Annotated in this window: 22 protein-coding genes and 1 pseudogene; 15 read left to right on the top strand and 8 right to left on the bottom strand. The window is 62.7% G+C overall.

Annotation, left to right across the window (positions count from 1 at the left end; translation table 11 throughout):
• The first annotated feature begins 168 nt into the window (after positions 1-168).
• From NKH83_RS17030 to NKH83_RS17005, 6 genes and pseudogenes are all read left to right on the top strand, one after another.
• Positions 169-663 carry a flavin reductase gene (locus NKH83_RS17030; protein WP_254817660.1) on the top strand — a complete coding sequence of 165 codons (495 nt, stop codon included), beginning with the start codon at positions 169-171 and terminating at the stop codon, positions 661-663.
• Between the two features lie 67 nt (positions 664-730).
• Positions 731-826: pseudogene (locus NKH83_RS17025) on the top strand (AAA family ATPase); the annotation flags it as partial.
• A gap of 62 nt (positions 827-888) precedes the next feature.
• Positions 889-1,227, top strand: coding sequence for an XdhC family protein (locus NKH83_RS17020; protein WP_352477376.1), 339 nt, complete (start codon positions 889-891; stop codon positions 1,225-1,227).
• Positions 1,228-1,233: 6 nt separating this feature from the next.
• Complete coding sequence (locus NKH83_RS17015; RefSeq protein ID WP_352477377.1) at positions 1,234-1,938, top strand: XdhC family protein; 705 nt, start codon at positions 1,234-1,236, stop codon at positions 1,936-1,938.
• Positions 1,935-3,545 carry an NTP transferase domain-containing protein gene (locus NKH83_RS17010; protein WP_352477379.1) on the top strand — a complete coding sequence of 537 codons (1,611 nt, stop codon included), beginning with the start codon at positions 1,935-1,937 and terminating at the stop codon, positions 3,543-3,545. Before NKH83_RS17015 ends, NKH83_RS17010 begins: the two co-directional genes overlap by 4 nt.
• A 92-nt stretch (positions 3,546-3,637) precedes the next feature.
• Positions 3,638-4,495 (top strand): alpha/beta hydrolase family protein, encoded by an 858-nt coding sequence (locus tag NKH83_RS17005; protein WP_352477380.1) that lies wholly within the window; start codon positions 3,638-3,640, stop codon positions 4,493-4,495.
• On the opposite strand, the gene NKH83_RS17000 is transcribed toward NKH83_RS17005, so the two are convergent.
• Complete coding sequence (locus tag NKH83_RS17000) at positions 4,492-5,529, bottom strand: DUF1176 domain-containing protein (RefSeq protein ID WP_352477381.1); 1,038 nt, start codon at positions 5,527-5,529, stop codon at positions 4,492-4,494. The genes NKH83_RS17005 and NKH83_RS17000 overlap by 4 nt on opposite strands.
• A gap of 123 nt (positions 5,530-5,652) precedes the next feature.
• On the opposite strand from NKH83_RS17000, the gene NKH83_RS16995 reads away from it, so the two are divergent.
• On the top strand, positions 5,653-6,159 hold the full coding sequence (locus tag NKH83_RS16995; RefSeq protein ID WP_254817666.1) for a DUF1993 domain-containing protein: 507 nt from the start codon (positions 5,653-5,655) through the stop codon (positions 6,157-6,159).
• A 51-nt stretch (positions 6,160-6,210) separates the two neighbouring features.
• On the opposite strand, the gene NKH83_RS16990 is transcribed toward NKH83_RS16995, so the two are convergent.
• The gene (locus NKH83_RS16990; RefSeq protein ID WP_023674744.1) at positions 6,211-6,375 is read right to left on the bottom strand and encodes a hypothetical protein; all 165 of its coding nucleotides are present in this window, start codon (positions 6,373-6,375) and stop codon (positions 6,211-6,213) included.
• Between the two features lie 385 nt (positions 6,376-6,760).
• Here NKH83_RS16990 and NKH83_RS16985 point away from each other — a divergent pair, with 385 nt between their 5' ends.
• Both NKH83_RS16985 and NKH83_RS16980 read left to right on the top strand, forming a co-directional pair.
• A complete protein-coding gene (locus NKH83_RS16985; RefSeq protein ID WP_352477383.1) occupies positions 6,761-7,828 on the top strand; it encodes an aldo/keto reductase in 1,068 nt (355 codons plus the stop codon).
• 48 nt (positions 7,829-7,876) lie between these two features.
• Positions 7,877-9,142 carry a cysteine desulfurase-like protein gene (locus NKH83_RS16980; RefSeq protein ID WP_352477384.1) on the top strand — a complete coding sequence of 422 codons (1,266 nt, stop codon included), beginning with the start codon at positions 7,877-7,879 and terminating at the stop codon, positions 9,140-9,142.
• A gap of 18 nt (positions 9,143-9,160) precedes the next feature.
• Here NKH83_RS16980 and NKH83_RS16975 read toward each other — a convergent pair whose 3' ends face one another.
• The 5 genes from NKH83_RS16975 to NKH83_RS16955 are packed head-to-tail and all read right to left on the bottom strand — an operon-like array spanning position 9,161 to position 14,660.
• Positions 9,161-10,192, bottom strand: a complete 1,032-nt coding sequence (locus NKH83_RS16975; protein ID WP_352477385.1) for a histone deacetylase family protein — start codon at positions 10,190-10,192, stop codon at positions 9,161-9,163.
• Entirely contained in the window at positions 10,189-10,701 is a 513-nt protein-coding gene (locus NKH83_RS16970) for a GNAT family N-acetyltransferase (RefSeq protein WP_352477386.1), read from the bottom strand. Before NKH83_RS16970 ends, NKH83_RS16975 begins: the two co-directional genes overlap by 4 nt.
• 9 nt (positions 10,702-10,710) lie before the next feature.
• A complete protein-coding gene (gene kce / locus NKH83_RS16965) occupies positions 10,711-11,640 on the bottom strand; it encodes a 3,5-dioxohexanoate:acetyl-CoA acetone transferase (protein WP_352477387.1) in 930 nt (309 codons plus the stop codon).
• A 10-nt stretch (positions 11,641-11,650) separates the two neighbouring features.
• The gene (locus tag NKH83_RS16960; RefSeq protein WP_352805938.1) at positions 11,651-13,018 is read right to left on the bottom strand and encodes an aminotransferase family protein; all 1,368 of its coding nucleotides are present in this window, start codon (positions 13,016-13,018) and stop codon (positions 11,651-11,653) included.
• Position 13,019: 1 nt separating this feature from the next.
• Positions 13,020-14,660: a N,N-dimethylformamidase beta subunit family domain-containing protein gene (locus NKH83_RS16955; protein ID WP_352477389.1), complete on the bottom strand. Its 1,641-nt coding sequence runs from the start codon at positions 14,658-14,660 to the stop codon at positions 13,020-13,022.
• Positions 14,661-14,816: 156 nt separating this feature from the next.
• On the opposite strand from NKH83_RS16955, the gene NKH83_RS16950 reads away from it, so the two are divergent.
• From NKH83_RS16950 to NKH83_RS16930, 5 genes are all read left to right on the top strand, one after another.
• Positions 14,817-15,065: a ParB N-terminal domain-containing protein gene (locus tag NKH83_RS16950; RefSeq protein WP_023674751.1), complete on the top strand. Its 249-nt coding sequence runs from the start codon at positions 14,817-14,819 to the stop codon at positions 15,063-15,065.
• A 123-nt stretch (positions 15,066-15,188) separates the two neighbouring features.
• A complete protein-coding gene (locus NKH83_RS16945; protein WP_352477390.1) occupies positions 15,189-15,674 on the top strand; it encodes an SRPBCC family protein in 486 nt (161 codons plus the stop codon).
• 41 nt (positions 15,675-15,715) lie between these two features.
• Positions 15,716-16,672: an alpha/beta fold hydrolase gene (locus tag NKH83_RS16940; RefSeq protein ID WP_352805933.1), complete on the top strand. Its 957-nt coding sequence runs from the start codon at positions 15,716-15,718 to the stop codon at positions 16,670-16,672.
• A gap of 194 nt (positions 16,673-16,866) precedes the next feature.
• The gene (locus NKH83_RS16935) at positions 16,867-17,265 is read left to right on the top strand and encodes a GFA family protein (RefSeq protein WP_352477392.1); all 399 of its coding nucleotides are present in this window, start codon (positions 16,867-16,869) and stop codon (positions 17,263-17,265) included.
• Between the two features lie 118 nt (positions 17,266-17,383).
• The gene (locus NKH83_RS16930) at positions 17,384-17,596 is read left to right on the top strand and encodes a hypothetical protein (protein WP_023717422.1); all 213 of its coding nucleotides are present in this window, start codon (positions 17,384-17,386) and stop codon (positions 17,594-17,596) included.
• Positions 17,597-17,609: 13 nt separating this feature from the next.
• Here NKH83_RS16930 and NKH83_RS16925 read toward each other — a convergent pair whose 3' ends face one another.
• Positions 17,610-18,524, bottom strand: a complete 915-nt coding sequence (locus tag NKH83_RS16925; RefSeq protein ID WP_352649193.1) for a hypothetical protein — start codon at positions 18,522-18,524, stop codon at positions 17,610-17,612.
• A gap of 259 nt (positions 18,525-18,783) precedes the next feature.
• Here NKH83_RS16925 and NKH83_RS16920 point away from each other — a divergent pair, with 259 nt between their 5' ends.
• On the top strand, positions 18,784-19,803 hold the full coding sequence (locus NKH83_RS16920) for a glycoside hydrolase family 25 protein (protein WP_352805927.1): 1,020 nt from the start codon (positions 18,784-18,786) through the stop codon (positions 19,801-19,803).
• The last annotated feature ends 228 nt before the right edge of the window (positions 19,804-20,031 follow it).

Genomic DNA, 20,031 nt, shown 5'->3' with positions numbered 1-20,031 from the left:
TTCCTCCGCGCCGGTCGCGTGTTCTGCCGGCGCCAATGCCGTCAAGACCTAAAGGCTGGCCAGCTTTGGCGCAACACGGGAATCCAGGATATACGTCAAGCACTTCGCTTGTGGGCTGCAATATCCCCCCATATATAACGGTTGGTTCTGACTAGTGGAAAATCATCGGTGCTGAAGAAGAATGACATCGGGCCGCAGGCCTACCGCGACGCGATGGCCCATTTTGCCGGTCATGTGCATGTAGTCACCACCGATGGCCCCGCCGGCAGGCGCGGCGCGACGGTGATCGCGGCCTGCTCGGTGTCGGACACGCCGCCAACCATCCTGGTCTGCCTCAATCGCGAAAATCCCAAGAATGAGCCGTTCGTGGAAAACGGCAAATTTGCCCTGAACACGCTGGCTTCGGATCAGGAGCCGCTGTCGATCGGCTTTTCCGGCATGACCGGCCTGCCGGTCGAGGAGCGTTTCGCGTTGGCCGAATGGGATGTGATCTCGACTGGTGCGCCGACGCTGAAGGGCGCGCTCGCCGTCTTCGACTGCGAACTGATCGACTCCAAGGATCTGGCCACCCACCGTGTGCTTTTTGGCAAGGTTACAGGTTTGCGTATGGGCGATAACTTGCGGCCGCTGATCTATCACAACCGCGGCTACCACGCTTTGTAGAGGCTTTCAGGTGGCCGCGCCCGCGGAGACAGAATGACCGAGTGGAAAACCGCGTCCGGCGCCGCGGATGATCGACGAGACGCTCGATCTGTTGACCCGTGCGGATTATGTGGCGGACCGGTCGCTGGCAACCGTGCTGTTTTTATGGGTTCGGTCGACCCGCGCCGATGGATCGAGGCTGGCGTGAAGCGCGTCGCGTAACCACATGTCTCCCAAGGAGGAATCATGGAACGCAGTATCTATCTCGATGAGGCTCGCGACCCGCTAATCATCGCGGAGGGCTGGATGAAGGACGGCAAGGATGTCGCCATTGCCACCGTGGTCGAGACCTGGGGCTCCGCGCCGCGCCCGGTCGGCAGCCACCTGGTCATCGACGCCCAAGGCAATTTCCACGGCTCCGTCTCGGGCGGCTGCGTCGAAGGCGCCGTAGTCACCGAGGCGGTCGAGGTTATCGACAGCGGCAAGGCCAAAATGCTCGAATTCGGCGTCGCAGACGAGACCGCCTGGCAAGTCGGCCTGTCATGCGGCGGCCGCATCAAGGTCTATGTAGAAAGATTGGGTTGATCTCGAATGGATCCCTATGCGCTGAAGACACTCAACGCCGAACGCCGCGCCCGCCGCGCGGCAATCCTGGTCACCGATCTCGGCGACGGCCGCGACCGTGTCGTGCGCGAGGGAGACCGGGTAGCCGGTGAACTCGGGGCGGCCGTCGCCAAGGCATTTCGCACGGGCAATTCCGGTTCGGTCGAAGCTGAGGGGCGCACGTTCTTCCTCAACGCACATCTGCCGCAGCCGCGCCTGGTGGTGATCGGCGCCGTCCACATCAGCCAGGCGCTGGCACCGATGGCTAGGATCGCCGGCTATCCTGTCGAGATCATCGATCCGCGCACGGCCTTTGCCACGCCCAATCGTTTTCCCGATATCGCGCTGCATGCCGAATGGCCAGAGGATGTGCTGACGCGTCAGCCGCTCGATAACTATACGGCGCTGGCTGCTCTCACCCACGATCCGAAGATCGACGATTTCGCGTTGAAGGCGGCGCTCGACGCCGGCTGCTTTTATGTCGGCGCGCTCGGCAGCCGCAAGACCCACGCCAAACGTGTGGAACGCCTGCTGGCTTCGGGGGCGACAGCCGACCAGATCGCCCGCATTCATGCGCCGATCGGCCTCGACATTGGAGCTGCCAGCCCGGCCGAGATAGCCGTCGCGGTGTTGGCGCAAGCGATCCACGCCTTTCGCTCCCGCGGCCTCGAATCCAAAGGCGCAGTCGCGTGAAATTTGGTCCCGTTGCGATCGATGCGGCCGAAGGGGCAGTGCTTGCGCACGCCACTACAGCCGGAGAGCGCCGCTTCCGCAAGGCGCACCGGTTAAGCGCCGGAGATGTGTCCCTGTTGAAGGCCGCTGGCATTTCCGAGGTCGTCGCGGCGGTGCTGGCGCCCGATGATCTCAGCGAGGACGTCGCCGCTGAAAAGATCGCCGCATGTATGATCCATCGCAACATCGAGGCGAAGCCTGCCGCGACAGGTAGGGTCAACCTCCACGCGCAGGCTGCCGGCATGTTCACCGTCGACGCGGCGATGATCGACGCCATCAACGCCGTCGATCCGACGATCACCATCGCCACGCTCGCGCAGCATGCGCCGGTCGAAAAAGGTCAGATGGTAGCAACGGTGAAGATCATTCCGTTTGCGGCCGCCTCCGTTTTGGTCGATGCGGTGGCAAGGATCTGCGCGGGCGGCGAGATCTTTGCGGTCAACGCCTATCAGCCGGTGCGCGTCGGCGTCATCCAGACGGTGCTGCCCGGCATCAAACCCAGCGTGCTCGACAAGACGCTGCGCGTCACCGAAGCACGCCTGGCGCGTTCGGGCGGCAGGCTGACGGCGGAGCGTCGAACGCCGCATGAAATTATCCCCGTCGCCGAGGCTGCGGCCTCGCTGATCCGCGACAACGATATGGTGGTGATCTTCGGCGCTTCGGCGATGGCCGATTTCGGCGACGTCGTTCCTGCTGCGATCGAAAGGGCGGGCGGCACTGTCGTCCGCGCCGGTATGCCGGTCGATCCCGGCAATCTGCTGGTGCTCGGCACACTCGGCGGCAAGCGCATCATCGGTGCGCCGGGCTGCGCCCGCAGTCCCAAGGAGAACGGCTTCGACTGGGTGCTCGACCGGCTGATCGCCGGTCTCGACGTGACCGCCAGGGATATTGCCGGCATGGGTGTCGGCGGTCTGTTGATGGAAATTCCGACGCGGCCGCAACCGCGCGAGCCGTTGCCGGCCAAAGCCGAACCAAAGGTCGAGATTGTGCTTCTGGCCGCCGGCCGCTCCAGCCGCATGGGCGGGCCGAACAAGCTCTTGGCACTGTTCGATGGCAAGCCTCTGGTCCGCCGCACCGCCGAACGCGCGGTCGGTTCGAAAGCCGCGGCCACCATCGTAGTCACCGGCCACCAGAGCGAGCGCGTGCGCAGTGCACTGTCTGGCCTCGATGTGACCTTCGCCGACAATCCGGATTTCGCCGAGGGTCTGTCTTCGTCGCTAAAGGCCGGCATCGCCAAGATTTCCGGCGACGCCGCCGGCGCCATGATTGTCCTCGGCGATATGCCCGGCGTCGCCTCGGCCGACCTCGACAGGCTGATCGAGGCGTTCCGCAGGTCAGAAGGCCGATCGGTGGTGCGGGCCTCGCACGCTGGGCGGCGCGGCAATCCGGTGCTGCTGCCGCGTCCGCTGTTTGCCGCGATCGCTCACCTCCAAGGCGATACCGGCGCCCGCCATCTGGTCGAGGCCGAAGGGCTCGACGTCATCGATGTCGAGATCGGCGAAGGGGCAGCGATCGATGTCGACACGCGCGAGGCGCTGGAAGGCGCCGGCGGCGTGCTGCAGGATTGACAAACCGAAGCCGAAAAACGCATGGCTGAGGGATGGCCTTTCGTTCCTGCTTCCGGTTCCGCTTGCCCCCCTCGGGCCTCCCGGCCCTGCTGATGGCGATTCTTTTGCAGCTCTTTTGTGTCGCCTATGCCAACGCTCTCGAACTCAAACCCTTCAAGGACGATCTGTTCGCCTATCCGGTCACCCTCTCGTCCGAGAGCAACGGCGCCTATACGGTGGTCGATTATCGTGAGCTGCGCGACATCAACGCTCGTGACGAAGTGCCTGAGCGTCGTGTGCACGCGCAATACACCGAAACCGGCGTGCGCAAGGTGCAGCAGGATCTCTTGCTGAAGACCGACGCCGGCGATGTCCGCCACATTGCCGTCGGCAAGACCGGGGGCGCCAGCATCATCGTGCTTTATCTGCACGGGCAGGGCGGCAGCCGTAAGCAGGGCACCGACGACTTCACCTTCGGCGGTAATTTCAACCGCATCAAGAACCTGATGGCGGGCAATGGCGGTCTCTATCTATCGCCGGACTTTTCCGATTTCGGCGACACAGGTGCCGCCCAGATCGCCGCGCTGATCGACCACTATGCCGAACAATCGCCGAGCGCAAAAATCTTCGTCGCCTGCGGCTCGATGGGCGGCTCATTATGCTGGAAGCTGGCCGCCCGCAATGATACCGGCCGGCGCATCGACGGGCTGCTGCTGCTCGGCTCGCTATGGGACGAGAGTTTCTTCTCAAGCCCCGCCTTCAAGCGTCGTGTGCCGGTCTTCTTCGGCCAAGGCAGCAAGGACCCGGTGTTTCCAATCGAGAAACAGGAAGCCTTCTTCCGCTCCATCCTGGCCAAATCGAAGAGCTATCCCACACGCTTCGTCCGCTTCGAGACCGGCACGCACGGCACGCCCATCCGCATGACCGACTGGCGCGGCACGCTCAACTGGATGTTGTCGGAGGCCCCTTAAGGCGCGGTATTGTAGTCGACGACCGTCTGCGGATTTTCCTCGCCGTCATAAGACGCGTCGACGTCGTACTGGACCAGGGAAAAATCGCCGTTGCGAAACAGATAGGTCCCCGACGAAGAGGCATCGCCGATGCCGCGCCATTTGTTGAAGGTGGTGATCGTCTTGGTCTCTTCGTCGTAATCGGAATTGGTTGCCCAGCCGGAGGTCTGGAAGCCAACTATGGTCATGCCCAGCAATTTGCCGTCGCTGTCATTGTTCTCGTAGCGGATGTCCATTTCAGGTTCGGCGAACTGCAATTGTCTTACGCCAAGCACGTCGTCGCTCATGTAATAGATCGAGTTTTCGTTGTAGGCTGCGGCCGAGCAGGCGAAATGGAAAAGCCGCGTTTCGCTTTCGGGATCGCTGGTAGCCGCATCCTTGTCCTTATAGTGGATCGAGAAAATATCCGGCTTCTGCGCCAAAAGATCCTTGTCGCACTGGTCGCCATAGGTCGCGGCAAACGCCTTGTTGGCCTGCTCAAGCGCTGCGTCCTTCTTCGGCGGCGGCGGTCCTTCGCCGCAGCTTGCCGGCACGGCATCCTCGAAATCGGCCTTTGAGGGTTTCAGCGCACCCTTGTCGATGAAGATCGAGCGAAATGGCGGTTCCTGGATCGAGGCGTTGATCTGGCGCAGCGTATAGCAGCCGGCAAAGACATTCTCGCTGCCGTCCTTGGCCGTCGCCCGGATGGCGACCGGAACGCTGTAGTAGATGCTGCCGGCAGCCCCGTCTTCGGATACGCCACCGGTTTTGACTTCGACCGTGTCCGTGCCGTCATAGCCTTTGACGAAGGAATTGAAATCCTTGGCCGGCTTGGTGTCGCCGAAATAGTCCCAGGCGCGCGCGAATTCGTGCCGGCTGATGGCACTATAAAGCGACCGGATCACCGCTTCGGCATTCGACCTGTCGTCGATATAAGGCGCGTCTGCGGCGAGCGCCGATTGGCCGGCAACGGCAAGAGAGATAAAGGCGGTCGCTGCAAAAAGGGCGCGTCTCATGGGGAACCTCCACTCGATAAAAAATCCTATCATATCGATTGCGGCGACGTGGTGACGCTTGAACAATCGCCTGCGAAAGCGCTACCTCTCGCCATAGGCAGTAGGGCTGCGTGGAGATTTCTTGTGACCATATCAATGTATGAAGCATCCGTGCCGGTATTTTCGGCGAGGCTGAAGTCACTGGCCAATGTGCTGAACATTGCCGAGCAAAATGCGGCTGATCGCAAGATCGATCCGCAGGTGTATCTGACGGCGAGGCTGGCGCCGGACATGTTTGCGCTGACCAGGCAGGTACAGATTGCCACCGATCACGCCAAGGGCGCGCCATCGCGGCTTGCCGGGCGTGAGGTGCCAAAATACGAGGATAATGAGACGAGCTTCGTTGATCTGCAGGCCCGCCTTACCAAAACGCTCGACTATCTCGCGACATTTTCGGCGGCCGAATTCGATGGTTCAGATGACAGGATGGTCGAACTGCGGCTTGCGGGGCGCGAGGTTTCGATGCCGGGAATGCAGTATCTGCTGCATGCCGCCATGCCCAATTTCTACTTCCACCTGACCACCGCCTACGACATCCTGCGCCACAACGGCGTGCCATTGGGCAAGTCGATCTTCCTCGGATTGCGTTGAGATCAGCTTGTGAGATATCCTGCTGCGGCGGGATATCTCACGGCGCGCTGTTTAGCGCAGGGACATTTCCCGGGCGATGCGCGGGAAATCGGCCGGCTTGACGCCGATATCGGCGCGATCGGCATTGCTCATCGAATGGAGCAGCGCCAGTGCCGCACGATAACGCAGCTGTTCCCGCGGACGCGGACGGGCGAACATTTCAGTGAAGAATCCCACGATTCAAGCCCCTTATGGAACCTCCACGGCCGTCAATATAGGCAGATCATGACAATTGTGCAGTGCAGCATTCGCATGGCAGCCATGCTGCCCTGATCTTTTTTGACATAATTCGGCTGTTCCGGCGAAACTTCTGCGGTGCTTCGACCGTAGGCCTCAGTGCCGGCACTTGGCCGGTTTTTCCTCGCCATTCCTGGCGAACTTCCGGACTGCATTCACATGCAGTCCGGTCTTTTTTGTTAGCTGCGGCGAAAAACTCCGTTCGCCGGCATCCTGGGAAAGTCGCCTGGCCTGCCGTCGGTGGGCTTGGAAGCGGGCGGCGCTTTCCTGTATGCTATTGCTTCCTCCTCGCGCAGCCGCGCAAAATTCCCGCCGGAGAAACTCCATGCACAAACGCCGTCTCGGCCAGACCGAGCTTTTCGTGTCGCAAATCTGCCTCGGATCGATGACTTGGGGCCAGCAGAACACCGAGGCGGACGGTCACGCCCAGATGGATCTGGCGTTTGCTCGCGGCGTCAATTTCATCGACACCGCCGAACTCTATCCGATCCCGCCCAAGGCGGAGACACAAGGCCGTACCGAGACAATCATCGGCAATTGGATGAAGGAGAAGCGCAATCGGGACCAAGTGATCATCGCCTCGAAGGTAGTTGGTCGCACCGCCAACACTTGGTTTCGCGGCGACCGCCCGTCTAAACTGGTGCGCGCCGATATCTTCGACGCTATTGATAAGTCACTCGCTAGGCTCAACACCGATTACATCGACCTATATCAGATCCATTGGCCGGAACGCGACGTGCCGTGGGGTGCCAATCCGAACCGCATCGGCACCTTGCCGCGACGCTCCGATGCCACCGGCGTGCCGGAAGGCGAGACGCCGATCGCCGAGACACTTGCCGTATTCGATGAACTGGTGAAGGCCGGCAAGATCCGCCATTTCGGCCTGTCGAACGAGAATTCCTGGGGCGTCATGCGTTTCATTGCCGAAGCCGACAAGGGCCTCGGCCCGCGCGTCGCCTCGCTGCAGAACGCCTATAATTTCGTCAATCGCACCTTCGAAGTGAACCTTGCCGAAGTCTGCGAGCGCGAGCAGGTGTCGCTGCTTGCCTATTCACCGCTGGCGCAAGGCTATTTGACCGGCAAATACGATCATGGCGCGCGGCCGCAGGGCTCGCGCTCGCAGTTGTTCAACCGCGGCCAGCGCTACGAGACGCCGAATGCTGCCGAGGTGCAGCTCGAATACAACCGGTTGGCGCGCACCTTCGGCATGGAGCCGGCGCTGTTTGCCAATGCCTATGTCTCGAACCGGCCCTTGGTCACCTCGAACATCATCGGCACCACCACCATTTCGCAACTCGAAATGGCGCTCTCTTCCGCCGACGTGGTCTGGACCGAGGAGATGCAGAAGGCCGTTGATGCGATCCATCAGCGCGTCGGCAATCCGTGCCCTTGATGCGTCGGGACGTGGTTGTCCGATCGTCATAAGGAGAGGGGGACAGCCATGGGCTTCCGGATCGATGCGGTGCGCGCGAAATTTCCGGCCTTGTCGTTGACCGATAAGGGCCGCCGGCGCATTTATCTCGACAATCCTGCCGGCACGCAGGTGCCGCAGGCGGTGGCGGACGCGGTGTCACGCTGTCTGCTGACCACCAATGCCAATCTCGGCGGCTTCTTCGAGACCAGTATTGCGGCACAGGACATTGTCGACGAAGCCCATCTGGCGATGGCGGATTTCCTCGGCGCTGCGAGCCCGCAGGAAATTATCATCGGTGCCAACATGACGACATTGACCTACCACATGTCGCGAACGCTCGGCCGCACGATGAAGCCCGGGGACGAGATCATCCTCACCCGCATGGACCATGAGGGCAACGTCTCACCCTGGCTGCAGCTGGCTGAAGACCTTGGCCTTGTCGTGCGCTGGCTGCCTTTCGACCAGCAGAGCTGGCAGATCGAGGAGGCGGCGCTCGCCGCGTTGCTTTCCGAGAGGACGCGGCTCGTCGCGCTCAACTACGCCAGCAATCTCACCGGGTCGATCAACCGGGTGAAGGCGTTGACCGGCATCGCCAGGCGGGCTGGTGCGTTGGTCTACGTCGATGCCGTCCAGTTCGCGCCGCATGGTCTCATCGACGTCCAAAACCTCGGCTGCGATTTCCTGATCTGCTCGGCGTACAAGTTCTTCGGCCCGCATATGGGAATTTTGTGGGGCAGGCTGGACGTTATCGATGCGCTTAAGCCGTATAAATGCCGTTGCTCGTCCAATGCCTTGCCGGAGCGCTTCGAGCTCGGCACGCCGCAAATTGAATTGATGGCCGGCCTGTCGGCGGCTGTCGATTATTTTGCCGAGTTGGGAGCGGCAGCTGGTGCGCAAGGGTCGCGTCGGCGGAAAATCGCCAAGGCCTTCGAAGTCTCAATCGCTTACGAGAACCCGCTAACGCAACAGTTGATCGACGGTCTGTCGGATATTGCCGGCCTGACCATCCACGGCATCACCGATCCGAAGCGGATCAATGAGCGTGTGCCGACGGTGTCGTTCACTGTCGAAGGCATAGCGCCGGAGACGATCGTGCGGCAGATGAATGCGGAAAACATCTTCCTGTGGTCCGGCCACAACTACGCCTGGGAGATCGTCCACCAGCTCGGCATCCCGGCCGAGCAGGGCGTGGTGCGCATCGGCATCGCCCATTACAACACTGCAGCCGAGATCGACGAGACGCTGGAGAGCGTGCACCGCGTTGTCGCCATGCTGAGGCACGAGCGATCCTGAGCGGGCCACGCCGACGGATCATCGCTTGTGGGCCCCGCCAAAACCGGTGAGGAAGGCGGTGAGATTGTCGCCGAGCTCGTCGCAGAGATAGCCGCCTTCCTGGACGATGACCGTCGGCAGCCCGAGCCCGGCGATCGCCTCGCCGATGCGCGAAAAACCAGGCGTGCTCACCGACAGCCCGCCGAACGGATCACCTTCGAAGGCGTCCAGCCCCAGCGCGACCACAAGCGCATCGGGCGAGAAGGCGTTGATGCGCTGGAACGCTGCCGCCAGTGCTTCGAGGAAAGCCGCATCGCCGGATTTGCGCGGCAGCGGCAGGTTGAGATTGTAGCCGAGGCCGGCGCCTTCGCCGCGCTCGTCCGCATAGCCCCAGAAAAACGGATAGAACCGCACCGGGTCGGCATGCAGCGACACGGTGAGCACGTCCGGCCGGGCATAGAAGATGCCTTGCGTCCCGTTGCCGTGATGCAGGTCGACATCGAGGATCGCCACCCGCGCTGCCTGCTTGCGTAGAGCCTGTGCGGCGACCGCCGAATTGTTGATGAAGCAGAAGCCGCCGGCGACGTCGGCAAAGGCGTGATGGCCGGGCGGCCGGCATAGCGCGTAGGCGGCCGGCGCTCCCAACATCACCGCCTCGGCGGTTTCAACCGCGCTCCAGGCGCTCCAAAGCGCGCTCTGCCACGTCTCGCCGGAGATCGGGCAGGCTGTGTCGGCCATGTGGTAGCCGGCTTGGCCGACCGCCGAGGCCGGATAGGAGCCGTTCCGCGCGATCGGGTGGATGTTGGGGATGACCTCGGCCGAGGCGCCCTCGATGCGCTGCCAGCGCGCGAAGATATGGTGAAGGAAATCGAGATATTCCGGCGTATGTACCGCGGCAATAGGGCCGAGTCCGTGATCCCGCGGCCGTTCGATCGTGCAGCCGGCAGCCTTTGCGCCGGCCAACAATCGCTCGACCCGTTCCGGCTTTTCCGGATTGGGCTGCGGCGTGCCGCTGGAGAGGAACGCCTTCGGGTCGTGGCGCTTCTGTTCTTCGGCATAGAAGGCTTTCATGTTGGCTCCTCCGGTGCATCGGCGAAAGCAAAAAAGGCGTCGCCGACGATCTTCTGCACCTGCTCGTAGCTGGACCAGGCAATGCCCAACCGTTCGTAAAAAGCCTTGGCGGTCTCGTTGTCGGTATCGACGGACAGCTTGAGATAGACGCCGCCGTCCTTCCGGCATTGCGCCGCGACCTGGCGCAGCAGGCGCTCGCCGATCCTGCGGCCGCGAAAACGGTCCTCGACATAGAGGTCCTGCACATAGACGCCGGGCCGGCCCATCCATGTCGAGAAGATTGGAAAATGCAGGCAAAGCCCGGCAAACTCGCCGCCGACCTCGGCGATCAGGGTCGAGAAGGCAGGCTTCTCGCCAAAGCCATAGGTGCGGAGATCCCGAGCTGTCGAGGTGATCTCCTGATGTGCGCCGACATGCGCGCCGAGCCGTAGGAGCGCGGCGTGGATGGTTTCGACGTCCTCCACCCGGCCGGGCCGGATGACAATGTCTCTTGACGGTGGGTTGGTCACGGCCGCATCTCAGAACGCCACGCGGTCGCCGCCCTTGAGCGCCAGCATCTGCCGCGCCTCGGCCGGCGTCGCGACGTCCAGCGACAATCCGTCGAGCACGCTGCGGATGCGGCGCACCTGGTCGGCATTGGACTTGGCGAGTTGGCGCCCGTCGTAGAGGCTGTCCTCCAGCCCGACGCGGACATTGCCGCCCATCGCCGCCGCAATCGAGACCATCGGCATCTGGTGGCGTCCGGCGGCCAGCACCGAAAATTGGTAGCTATCGCCGAACAGTTTGTCGGCGATGCGCTTCATGTGGATCAGGTTTTCTGGATCGGCGCCGATGCCGCCAAGGATGCCCAAAACAAACTGGATGAACAAAGGTCCAGACACCAGCCGACGATCGCGAAAATGCGCCAGCGAATAGAGATGGCCGACATCGTAGCACTCGAATTCGAAGCGCGTGCCGCAACCGCGCCCGAGGTTCTCGAGCACCGTCTCCATGTCGGCAAAGGTGTTTTTGAAGATCGTGTCGCGGGTGGCCTCAAGCAGTTTCGGCTCCCATTCGTGCTGCCATTCCCGCGGCCGCTCGAGCATCGGGAACAGCGCAAAGTTCATCGAACCCATATTGAGCGAACACATTTCCGGCTCGGCCCTGAGCGGCGCGGCCAGCCGCTGGTCGAGCGTCATCAGCGACGATCCGCCGGTGGTGATGTTGATCACCGCATCGGTCGCCTGCTTGATGCGCGGCAGGAACTGCATGAACACCTCGGGGTCGGCGGTCGGCCGCCCATCCTTAGGGTCGCGGGCATGAAGATGCAGGATCGAAGCGCCCGCCTCGGCGGCGGCGATTGCGTCTGCGGCGATCTGGTCCGGCGTCACTGGCAGATGCGGCGACATCGACGGGGTGTGCACCGACCCGGTGACGGCGCAGGTGATGATGACTTTGCGCGGTGCCATGGTTCGTTCCTCAGCCTTCGACCGGCAGGTCGAGCTCGCCGGCCAGCACCTCGAGCGCGTCACCGATGATGGATATGATCTCGCCGATCTGCGCGGCGGTGACGATCATCGGCGGCGCGACCATGAAATTGTCGCCGTCGACACCGCCCTTGACCTTGCGTCCGTAGATGATCAGGCCGCGCTCATAGGCGAGGTCGAGCAGGCGCTGAGTGGCCTTTTTCGCCGGCTCGATCGGCCTCAGCGTGTCCGGATCGGCGACCATTTCGGCACCGGTGAGCAGGCCCTTGCCGCGGACGTCGGCGATGAACGGAAACCGCTTCGCCAATCCCTTCAGCTCGGCCATCAATAGCTCGCCCATGACAGCCGCGTTGGCGATCAGGCCGAGACGGTCCATCTCGCCGAGCACGGCGAGCCCGGCGACGCAGGCGAGCGGATTGCCGGCATAGGTATGGCCGTGCTGGAAGCCGCCCGACGCGAGCAATGGCTGCACCAGCCGCATCGGTGCCGCCAGCGCACCGAGCGGGGCATAGCCCGAGCCCAGCCCCTTCGACAGCGCGACGATGTCTGGCTTGCAGTTCCAGTGGTCGCCGCCAAGGAATTTTCCGGTGCGGCCGGCACCACTCATCACTTCGTCATGAATGAGCAGGATGCCGTAGCGATTGCAGATCTCGCGGATGCGCGGATAATAGCTGTCGGGCGCCACCAATGCAGCCGTGGCAGCGCCGCCGACCGGCTCCATAATGAAGGCGAGCACGCTCTGCGGTCCCTCGGCGAGGATCTTTTCCTCCAGCATGTCGGCGTAGCGGGTGCCGCGCTGTTCCATCGAAAGATTGTCGCGGTCGCGCCAGGCGGCAGGCGCCGGCACCGTCGGCATGAGCTGCATCATCGGCGCAAAAGTTTCGGCCAGCGCATCGTCGCCGGTGACGGCGAGCGCGCCAAGCGTGCCGCCATGATAGGACGGAAAGCGCGTGATCACCTTCCAGCGGCTGGGCTGGCCGGTGGCGACCGCCCATTGCCGCGCCAGCTTGACGCAGGATTCCGTCGCTTCAGAGCCGCCGGAGACGAAAAAGATGCGGTCCAGGCCCTCGGGGAGTTTGGCCGCCAGTTGCCGCGCGAGCTCCTCTGCCGGTTCGTTCTCGAAATGCAGGCGGTAGGCGAAGGTGGCGCGGTCCATCTGCCGTTTCATCGCGTCGAGCACGTTGCGATTGGAGTGGCCGATATTGGCGACCATCGGGCCGCTCGATCCGTCGATGAAGCGGCGGCCATCCTGCGTCCACATGTAGATGCCTTCGGCGCGGTCGATCAGCGGCCGGCGCAGGCTGGACAGATAGAACAGATGCGAGGCTTCGCGGGCTTCCGGGGCAGGGGACTTCAGCATGTCATGACTTTCCGAGATAGCGGTCGAGGACATTTCTGGTAACACGCTCGACCATCGCATCCTGCCCTAGCAGGCCGGCAACCCATTCGCAGCTTCCGGCGTGAAACACCTCGCCTTTGCCGCGCCGGAAATTGACGATCATGCCGTTGCCGCGTTTGACCTTGTCGAGATTGGCATCGCTTGCCTCGCCGAACAGCGTTTCGGCGGTGAAGCGACCGTCCTCGTCGCCGAGGAACTGGTCCTCGAACGGAATGTCGGCGCTTTCCTCGACCTGGGCAGCCATGCCGACCGCGAGCACCTGCAGGCCGTCCGGTGCGCCGCTGTCGGGCGTGGGGTAGGGCAGGCCGCCGCGGATCTCGAAATCGAGCCCATCGACCTCATAGCCATAGACATGGCTGTCGGCGCCGAGCAGGTCGCCATAGTAGATGCCGGTACCGGCAAAGGCCCAATGCTCCGGCCGGTAGACCGGAAAGCCGCGCACACCGCGCGGCGCACAGCCGCCCCAGCCGGCATAGACGCCTCTTGTCGCGTTGAGGCCGAAGGTCGCCGCACCCGGCCGGCCGATTTCCGGCGCTTCCCAGGAATTGGTGGCGCGCCTTATATCGCCGCCGCGATAGGCCGGGTCCTCGGCGCGGGCGCGGTATTTGTAGCAGACCTGCCGGCGGCCTTCGTCCTCCAGCCTGGTCTGCCACATGAAGTTGCCGGCAAAGCGCGCCGCATGACCGCCGCGCTCGACATAGCTGTCGACCGCATCACGCATTTCCCAGGTCCAATATTCGTCGTGGCCGACGAAGACGACGCAGTCATAGCCGTCGAGAATGTCGGGCGAAAAATGCAGATCGTGCTGGCTGGCGAGATCGACGGCGTAGCCGGAACGCTCAGCGAAGCGGAAGAAATGGCTGTCGTAGCTTGCCCAGCCGGCTGAGGCGTATTTCTTCGAATGGCCGGTGGCAAAGGCCCATTCCATGTGCGGATAGCGCGGCACGGTTTTCGGCGGCACCGCAACTTCGAGCGGCACGCGCGGCGCATCCTTGGGCAGCACGACGAAGCCGCGGCACCAAGGCCGCTGCGTCGACACCATTCGTGCATACTGGTCGCGGGCCGGCCCGGTGATGCCTTCGTAATGGTTGGAACCGCCCCATGTGTTGTAGGCGAGCCAGGTGCCGGTGGCCGCGACCTGCAGCACGCGGCCGGGTTTCTTGCCGGGCTGCGGCGAGACGATGAAAAGGTGATGACAGCGGATCGGCTTGCCGTCGCGACCGTCCGCTTCAAGCGTGACGCGATAGGCGCCGGATGGCCAGTCGTCGCCGATGCGAAACTCGAACGACGCCTGCCAGCCGCAGCCTTCGACCGAACATTGATCCGGCGTATCTTGCCAGCGCGCCGCGATTCCGGTCCTTTCGAACATTGTCGTTTCCGCGCCGCCGTCGCGGATGATCGCGATGCCGAAACTGGTGGCCGTCGAACTGACATGCAGCGCCACCATCTCGCCGGGGCGATAGGAAAAACGGTCGCTGTAGCACCAGATTTCGCCACGCCCGCCATCCATACCGGGCCATTCCCAGTAATGGCTGCGCACCGCCTGGCGTCGCTGCTCCGGCGTCAGTCCGAAATCGGGAAACTCGGTCGGCAGATGGTTCATGGACACCGCTAAGGTCGAAGGCCGCCATTTCGGCCATCCGCCGGCCAAGCGTCAATTGGAAACGATCGGACCAGCCATTGCCGGGCTGCTCACTTGGCCTTGCCTGACAAACAGACTATCTCACAAAGGGCGGCGTTGTCCGCCACGGGAGTCGATATGCTGAGAGTGCAAAAGGTCAGGGTCAACGATATCTACGTGCCGACCGCGCGCAAGAAGACGCTGCATCCCGAGACCGTCCGCCATCTGGCCGAGGACATTCTGGAAAACGGCATGAAGATGCCGATCCAGGTGCGCCATGACGGCAAGCGCCATATCCTGGTCGAAGGGTTGCATCGGCTGGAAGCGGCCAAGTGGCTCGGCGAGACCGAGATCGACGCCTATCTGGTGCAAGCCAAGCGCCACTGAAGCCACTCAGTTCCTTCGTTCGAATCTCCGGTCCCGCGGATTTTTTCTCGCGGACCGTGTCGGCTTGCGTCTTGTTGGTTCGTCCTAGACACGAAAGCCAAAACCGACATGTGAGGGAACACCATGACCACCAAGCTGGACATCGCCCCCAACTCCGACCGCGAGCTGGTTCTCGCCCGCATCATCGATGCGCCGCGCGAGAACGTCTATCGCTGCTGGACCGAGCCGAACCTGTTGACGCAATGGTTCTCGCCGAAGCCGTGGACGACGCCGCGCGCCGAAATGGATGTGCGGACCGGTGGCTCCACCCTTGTCGTCATGGCCGATCCCGACGGCAAGGAGTTCCCGAATCCAGGCATCTTCCTCGAAGTCGTACCAGGCAAAAAGCTCGTCTTCACCGATGCCTATACCAAGGCGTGGGAGCCGTCCGAAAAGCCGTTCATGACGGTCGTGCTGACCTTCGACGACGAGGGCGAGGGCAAGACCCGCTACATCGCCCGGGTTGCGCATTGGTCGGTCGCCGACCGCGAACAGCACGAGAAAATGGGTTTTCACGACGGCTGGGGCCAGTGCGCCGAACAGCTCGAGGAGGTCGCCAAGCTACTTTGATGCACAAGCGACTTTGATGCAAACGAGAGAGGGAGACTGATATGTCCAGATCGATATTTTTTGCCATTTTCGCCTCGGCCGCCGCGCTCTTTGCCGCGCCGGGCACCATCAACGCAGAGGAGGCCAAGCCCGCCATGACGACCGCAACCGCAACACTGCCGAAGCCGCAAAAGTCCGGCCTGCTGCCGATCAACGGCCTGAACTATTATTACGCCGTCTATGGCAAGGGCGAGCCGTTGCTTCTGCTGCATGGCGGTCTCGGCACAACCGACATGTTCGCGCCGATCCTGCCGAAGCTTACCGAAAACCGCACCGTCATCGGGGTCGACCTGCAGGGCCATGGCCGCACCGCGCTCGGCGACCGGCCGCTCAGCTTGGAGGCGATGGGCGACGACATGGCGGCGATCGTCAAGGCGCTCGGCTACGACAAGGTCGACGTCATGGGATATTCGCTGGGTGGGGGCGTCGCCTTCCGCATGGCCGTGCAGCATCCCGACGTGGTGCGCCGGCTCGTCCTGGTCTCGACCGGCTACGCCGCGGACGGCTTCTATGCCGAGATGCGTGGCCAGCAGGCACAAGTCGGCGCGGCGATGGCCGACATGATGAAGGACACGCCGATGTACAAATCCTACGTCGCGGTCGCGCCGCATCCGGAGGATTTTCCGAAACTGCTCGACCAACTCGGCGCCTATATGCGCAAGGACTACGATTATTCTGCCGACGTGCCGAAGCTGAAAATGCCGGTCATGCTGGTGTTCGGCGACAGTGACATGTACCGGCCCGAGCACGAGATCAAGTTCTACCAGATGCTTGGCGGCGGGTTGAAGGACGCCGGCTGGATGCGCGAGAACCTGTCGCAAAACCGCCTGGCGATCCTGCCGAACCGCACGCACTATGACGTGTTCTTCGCGCCGGAACTGACAGCTGCCACGCTGCCGTTCCTCAATGGCGAGACCAAGGTCAAGACTTGGGATGAGGTCGTCAACGAAACGAACTGACGCTCAGTCAATTGTCTGCCGGCCGTCTCCCGCGAGATGGCCGGCATTTCGTTGATGAGGCCTTGGCTCGGCGCATCCAGCCGATCGCCCATCGGCCGGATCACAGCTTTAGATAACGCCATCAAAGCTTTTCAATTGACGGTGCCACGCCTATCGATAGGTATCGCCTATCCTCGCAGGAAGGGACATGGGCGATGGCAAGATATCAGGGCGGGTGTTTGTGCGGTGCGGTGCGCTACCATGTCGAGGCGACACCGATCAATGAGCGCGTCTGCCATTGCCGGCTCTGCCAGAAGGCACTGGGTGCCGCCTTCAACGCGCGCGTGCTGTTCCGCATCGACGATGTGACGGTCGACGGTCCGCTGGCGACGGTGAATTCCTCGCCCGATCTCAAGCGTGGCTTTTGCCCGCGTTGCGGCACGACGATGTTTTCCCGGCGCGATTCCGCCGGCATCATCGGCATCACGACCGGCTCGCTCGATGATCCTTCGGTGTTCAGGCCTGAGATGCATATCTGGACCGCCTCGAAGCAGCCCTGGGTCCAGATCGACGACGGCCTGCCGCAATATGAAGGCGCGCCACCTCCGGCTTGAGGTGAAGTCTGGATAAAATTTAATCCAAAGCGACACGAGATAGCCGGCAAAGCGTCATTGGCGGGCCATCATTGCTGCCTATCTATTGCGTGCGGGCGGCAGTCGAGGAGGCGACGGAATGAACGACAGCATCAACACCCTGGACGAGCTCTTGAGTGATCCGATGATCAAGCTGGTGATGGAGCGCGACCGCGTGCAGCCGGCAGAACTTCGCACGCTGCTCGAGGAAAAGGTCCGCCGGGCGGACGATGATGTGGCGGTCAACGATCGTTTTGTACCGCCGGCCCACCTTATGGCCACGACCTGCCACAAGCTGTGGCTGTGCGGCTAGGGTCTTGAAGCGGTCAGCCGGAATTTGCCGGCAAATAGCTGTAATGGCTGCGGAAATAAGCGAGCCTGAAGCCGAGGCGCGCATAGTTGCGATACGCCGGCCCGTCGCGTTCGGACTGCGGCGCCTCGATGTCGGCCACGAACAGTTTTGCACCGGCCGCAAGTCCGTCGCGCACCATCGCTTCGCCGAGCATTGCATCGAGGTCGAAGCTCGGCGCCATGATGCCGGGAACCGGCGCGTCGATGCCGCTCCAGGCCATGCCGTCGGCACCGATGAACATCGAGCGCACCGCCGCCACCGCGCCGTCCCGCCGCAGCATGTAATGATGCCAGCCGCGTCGGCCGGCCAGCGCCCGCAACCACGGTGAGGTCGGCAACCGATATTGGCTGTCGATGAACCCAGCCCATTCCCTTGCCGTTGCCGACGTTACCCGCTCGACCGAGACACCCTTCGACGGGAAAAGCGGCTCCGTTGGCAATGGCGTGGCATCGCGAAAGATGCGTTCCCAGCCGCCCTGACGCTGCAGGCCGCGTGCCTCGAGCCAGCAGCTGAGCGTCGCGGGCTCGGTATGCGGATTGGTGTAGAACCAGGGCCGCAGAATACCGGCCTCGCGATAATGCGCCAGAAGTGCGTCGAGCCGGCTCTCGGTGGCAGCGCTATCGACACCGAGATTCTTGACGCAGTTGAAATGGATGAACGGGATCGTCGTGCAGGTGGTCCAGACGAGATCGCCATCTTCGGCGATGGCAAGGCCTTGCCTTGCGGCAAAGTCTGCCGGGGCGGCGCGATAGAGATCGAGCCAGGCATTGACCTCGGCGCGTTCGATAACGCGGCTGAGATCGCCAGATATCTCGTCGATCCCGATGGCGGGCGAGCGTGGCTCGGGCGGGGCTACGGGCTGAAATTCTGACAGGGCGGCGGGCTGCATGACTTCCTCCCAAGTATGGCCTTACACCGTAAGATTAGTGGGAGACTAATCTCATGCAGTGAGTTGTCAAGCGGGATTGCGAGGCAGCCATGTGGCCGAACGGCGGGGATAGCGCACCTCCATCCGGGTCAACGTCCCGATGCAAAGCCCTAACAATTCGATTCAAACTTTGTTGGGAGTTTCTTGTTAGGAATCCAGCTTGGTTTGTCCGGCGGCGTTGTCCTGCCTTCGGTCTGTTGTGTTTTGCGTACAGGTCCAGATGCGGATATCAGGCGTCGTCATCTTTTCGATCGCAGCGCTGTGCCTTGCCGGCTGTACGTCGACCTCCGGCGTCGATGCGCTGCAAGTGCCGTCCAGCGAGACCACCAGTTCGGTTGTGCGGCCACCCGCGCCGGTGGCGTTCGTGGCGAAAACTGATGCTGCGCCCGCTTTTGCCGAACAGGAGCAGGACGAACAGCCGGTCGCGATGGACGTACCCGATCAGGACGTCGAACCGCCGGCCGAGGTCATCGCGCTGATGTCGCCGCCGAAGCGGCTGACACGCGCAGCACCGGCGATGCTTGCAGAGCCGGTCACGCGCTATGGTTTTCGTGACGCCAAGCCGATCAATTTCGGTAAGTCCTCCTCGCCGAGGCGCCTTGCCGTCCATGGCGTCGACGTTTCGCGCTGGCAGGGCAATGTGAACTGGCAAAAGCTGCGCGCCCAGGGCGCCAACTTCGCCTACATCAAGGCGACCGACGGCGGCGATCATATCGACCCGATGTTTACCAGGAACTGGCGCAATGCCGACGCCGCCGGCCTGAAGCGCGGCGCCTATCACTTCTTCTACTGGTGCCGCACCGCCGGCGAGCAGGCCGACTGGTTCATCCGCAACGTGCCGCGGGTCGAGGGCGCACTGCCGCCGGTGATCGACGTCGAGTGGAACGGCGAATCCAGCTGCAAGCGGCGCCCTTCGCGGCAAAAGGTGCTGGAAAAGATGCAGGTGTTCATGGACAAGCTCGAGCGCCACTACGGCCAGCGGCCGATCATCTACACCGCGCCCGACTTCTACCGCGACAATCTGCGCGGCGCATTCCCGGATTATCCATTCTGGGTGCGCGCCGTGGCCGCCCACCCGTCAAAGGTCTATCCCGGCCGCAAATGGCTGTTCTGGCAATATTCCGGCTCCGGCCTGTCGCACGGGGTGAGGGGCCGCATCGACCTCAACGTGTTCCATGGCGATGAGCGGGCATGGCGCGACTGGGTTGGCGGCCGGCAGATGGTAGCGGAGGCGGAGTAGCGGCAGCTCTTGCCTTCTCCCCTTGTGGGCCTGTTGCGTAATTCGCTGATTGTGATTCTCTGAGACGAAGCTCGGAGGGAATCGCGATGGCAGTGAAGCAGATGGGCCAGTTGAGCTTGGCGGAGGCTTTTCTGGGCGGCAAGTTGGCTGGCGGTTCTTCACCGCTTGATCGATTGTCGGGTCTGGTGAAGTGGTATCGCTTCGAGAAGCTGCTCAACCCGCTGCGCG

The sequence above is a fragment of the Mesorhizobium sp. M0909 genome, from assembly GCF_040319515.1.
Classification (GTDB): Bacteria; Pseudomonadota; Alphaproteobacteria; order Rhizobiales; family Rhizobiaceae; genus Mesorhizobium.
The sequence above is the reverse complement of the archived record's forward strand: the minus strand, read 5'-3'. Positions and strand labels throughout refer to the sequence as shown.

What these genes read in the sequence shown, in the direction of transcription:
- NKH83_RS17015 (WP_352477377.1), top strand. Translation starts at nt 1,234, where the DNA reads ATGGATCCCTATGCGCTGAAGACACTCAACGCCGAACGCCGCGCCCGC.
- NKH83_RS17000 (WP_352477381.1), bottom strand. Translation starts at nt 5,529, where the DNA reads ATGAGACGCGCCCTTTTTGCAGCGACCGCCTTTATCTCTCTTGCCGTT.
- NKH83_RS17005 (WP_352477380.1), top strand. Translation starts at nt 3,638, where the DNA reads ATGGCGATTCTTTTGCAGCTCTTTTGTGTCGCCTATGCCAACGCTCTC.
- NKH83_RS16935 (WP_352477392.1), top strand. Translation starts at nt 16,867, where the DNA reads ATGGCAAGATATCAGGGCGGGTGTTTGTGCGGTGCGGTGCGCTACCAT.
- NKH83_RS16960 (WP_352805938.1), bottom strand. Translation starts at nt 13,018, where the DNA reads ATGCTGAAGTCCCCTGCCCCGGAAGCCCGCGAAGCCTCGCATCTGTTC.
- NKH83_RS16955 (WP_352477389.1), bottom strand. Translation starts at nt 14,660, where the DNA reads ATGAACCATCTGCCGACCGAGTTTCCCGATTTCGGACTGACGCCGGAG.
- NKH83_RS16940 (WP_352805933.1), top strand. Translation starts at nt 15,716, where the DNA reads ATGTCCAGATCGATATTTTTTGCCATTTTCGCCTCGGCCGCCGCGCTC.
- NKH83_RS16930 (WP_023717422.1), top strand. Translation starts at nt 17,384, where the DNA reads ATGAACGACAGCATCAACACCCTGGACGAGCTCTTGAGTGATCCGATG.
- NKH83_RS16980 (WP_352477384.1), top strand. Translation starts at nt 7,877, where the DNA reads ATGGGCTTCCGGATCGATGCGGTGCGCGCGAAATTTCCGGCCTTGTCG.
- NKH83_RS16945 (WP_352477390.1), top strand. Translation starts at nt 15,189, where the DNA reads ATGACCACCAAGCTGGACATCGCCCCCAACTCCGACCGCGAGCTGGTT.
- NKH83_RS17020 (WP_352477376.1), top strand. Translation starts at nt 889, where the DNA reads ATGGAACGCAGTATCTATCTCGATGAGGCTCGCGACCCGCTAATCATC.
- NKH83_RS16975 (WP_352477385.1), bottom strand. Translation starts at nt 10,192, where the DNA reads ATGAAAGCCTTCTATGCCGAAGAACAGAAGCGCCACGACCCGAAGGCG.
- NKH83_RS16950 (WP_023674751.1), top strand. Translation starts at nt 14,817, where the DNA reads ATGCTGAGAGTGCAAAAGGTCAGGGTCAACGATATCTACGTGCCGACC.
- NKH83_RS16985 (WP_352477383.1), top strand. Translation starts at nt 6,761, where the DNA reads ATGCACAAACGCCGTCTCGGCCAGACCGAGCTTTTCGTGTCGCAAATC.
- kce (WP_352477387.1), bottom strand. Translation starts at nt 11,640, where the DNA reads ATGGCACCGCGCAAAGTCATCATCACCTGCGCCGTCACCGGGTCGGTG.
- NKH83_RS16920 (WP_352805927.1), top strand. Translation starts at nt 18,784, where the DNA reads ATGCGGATATCAGGCGTCGTCATCTTTTCGATCGCAGCGCTGTGCCTT.
- NKH83_RS16925 (WP_352649193.1), bottom strand. Translation starts at nt 18,524, where the DNA reads ATGCAGCCCGCCGCCCTGTCAGAATTTCAGCCCGTAGCCCCGCCCGAG.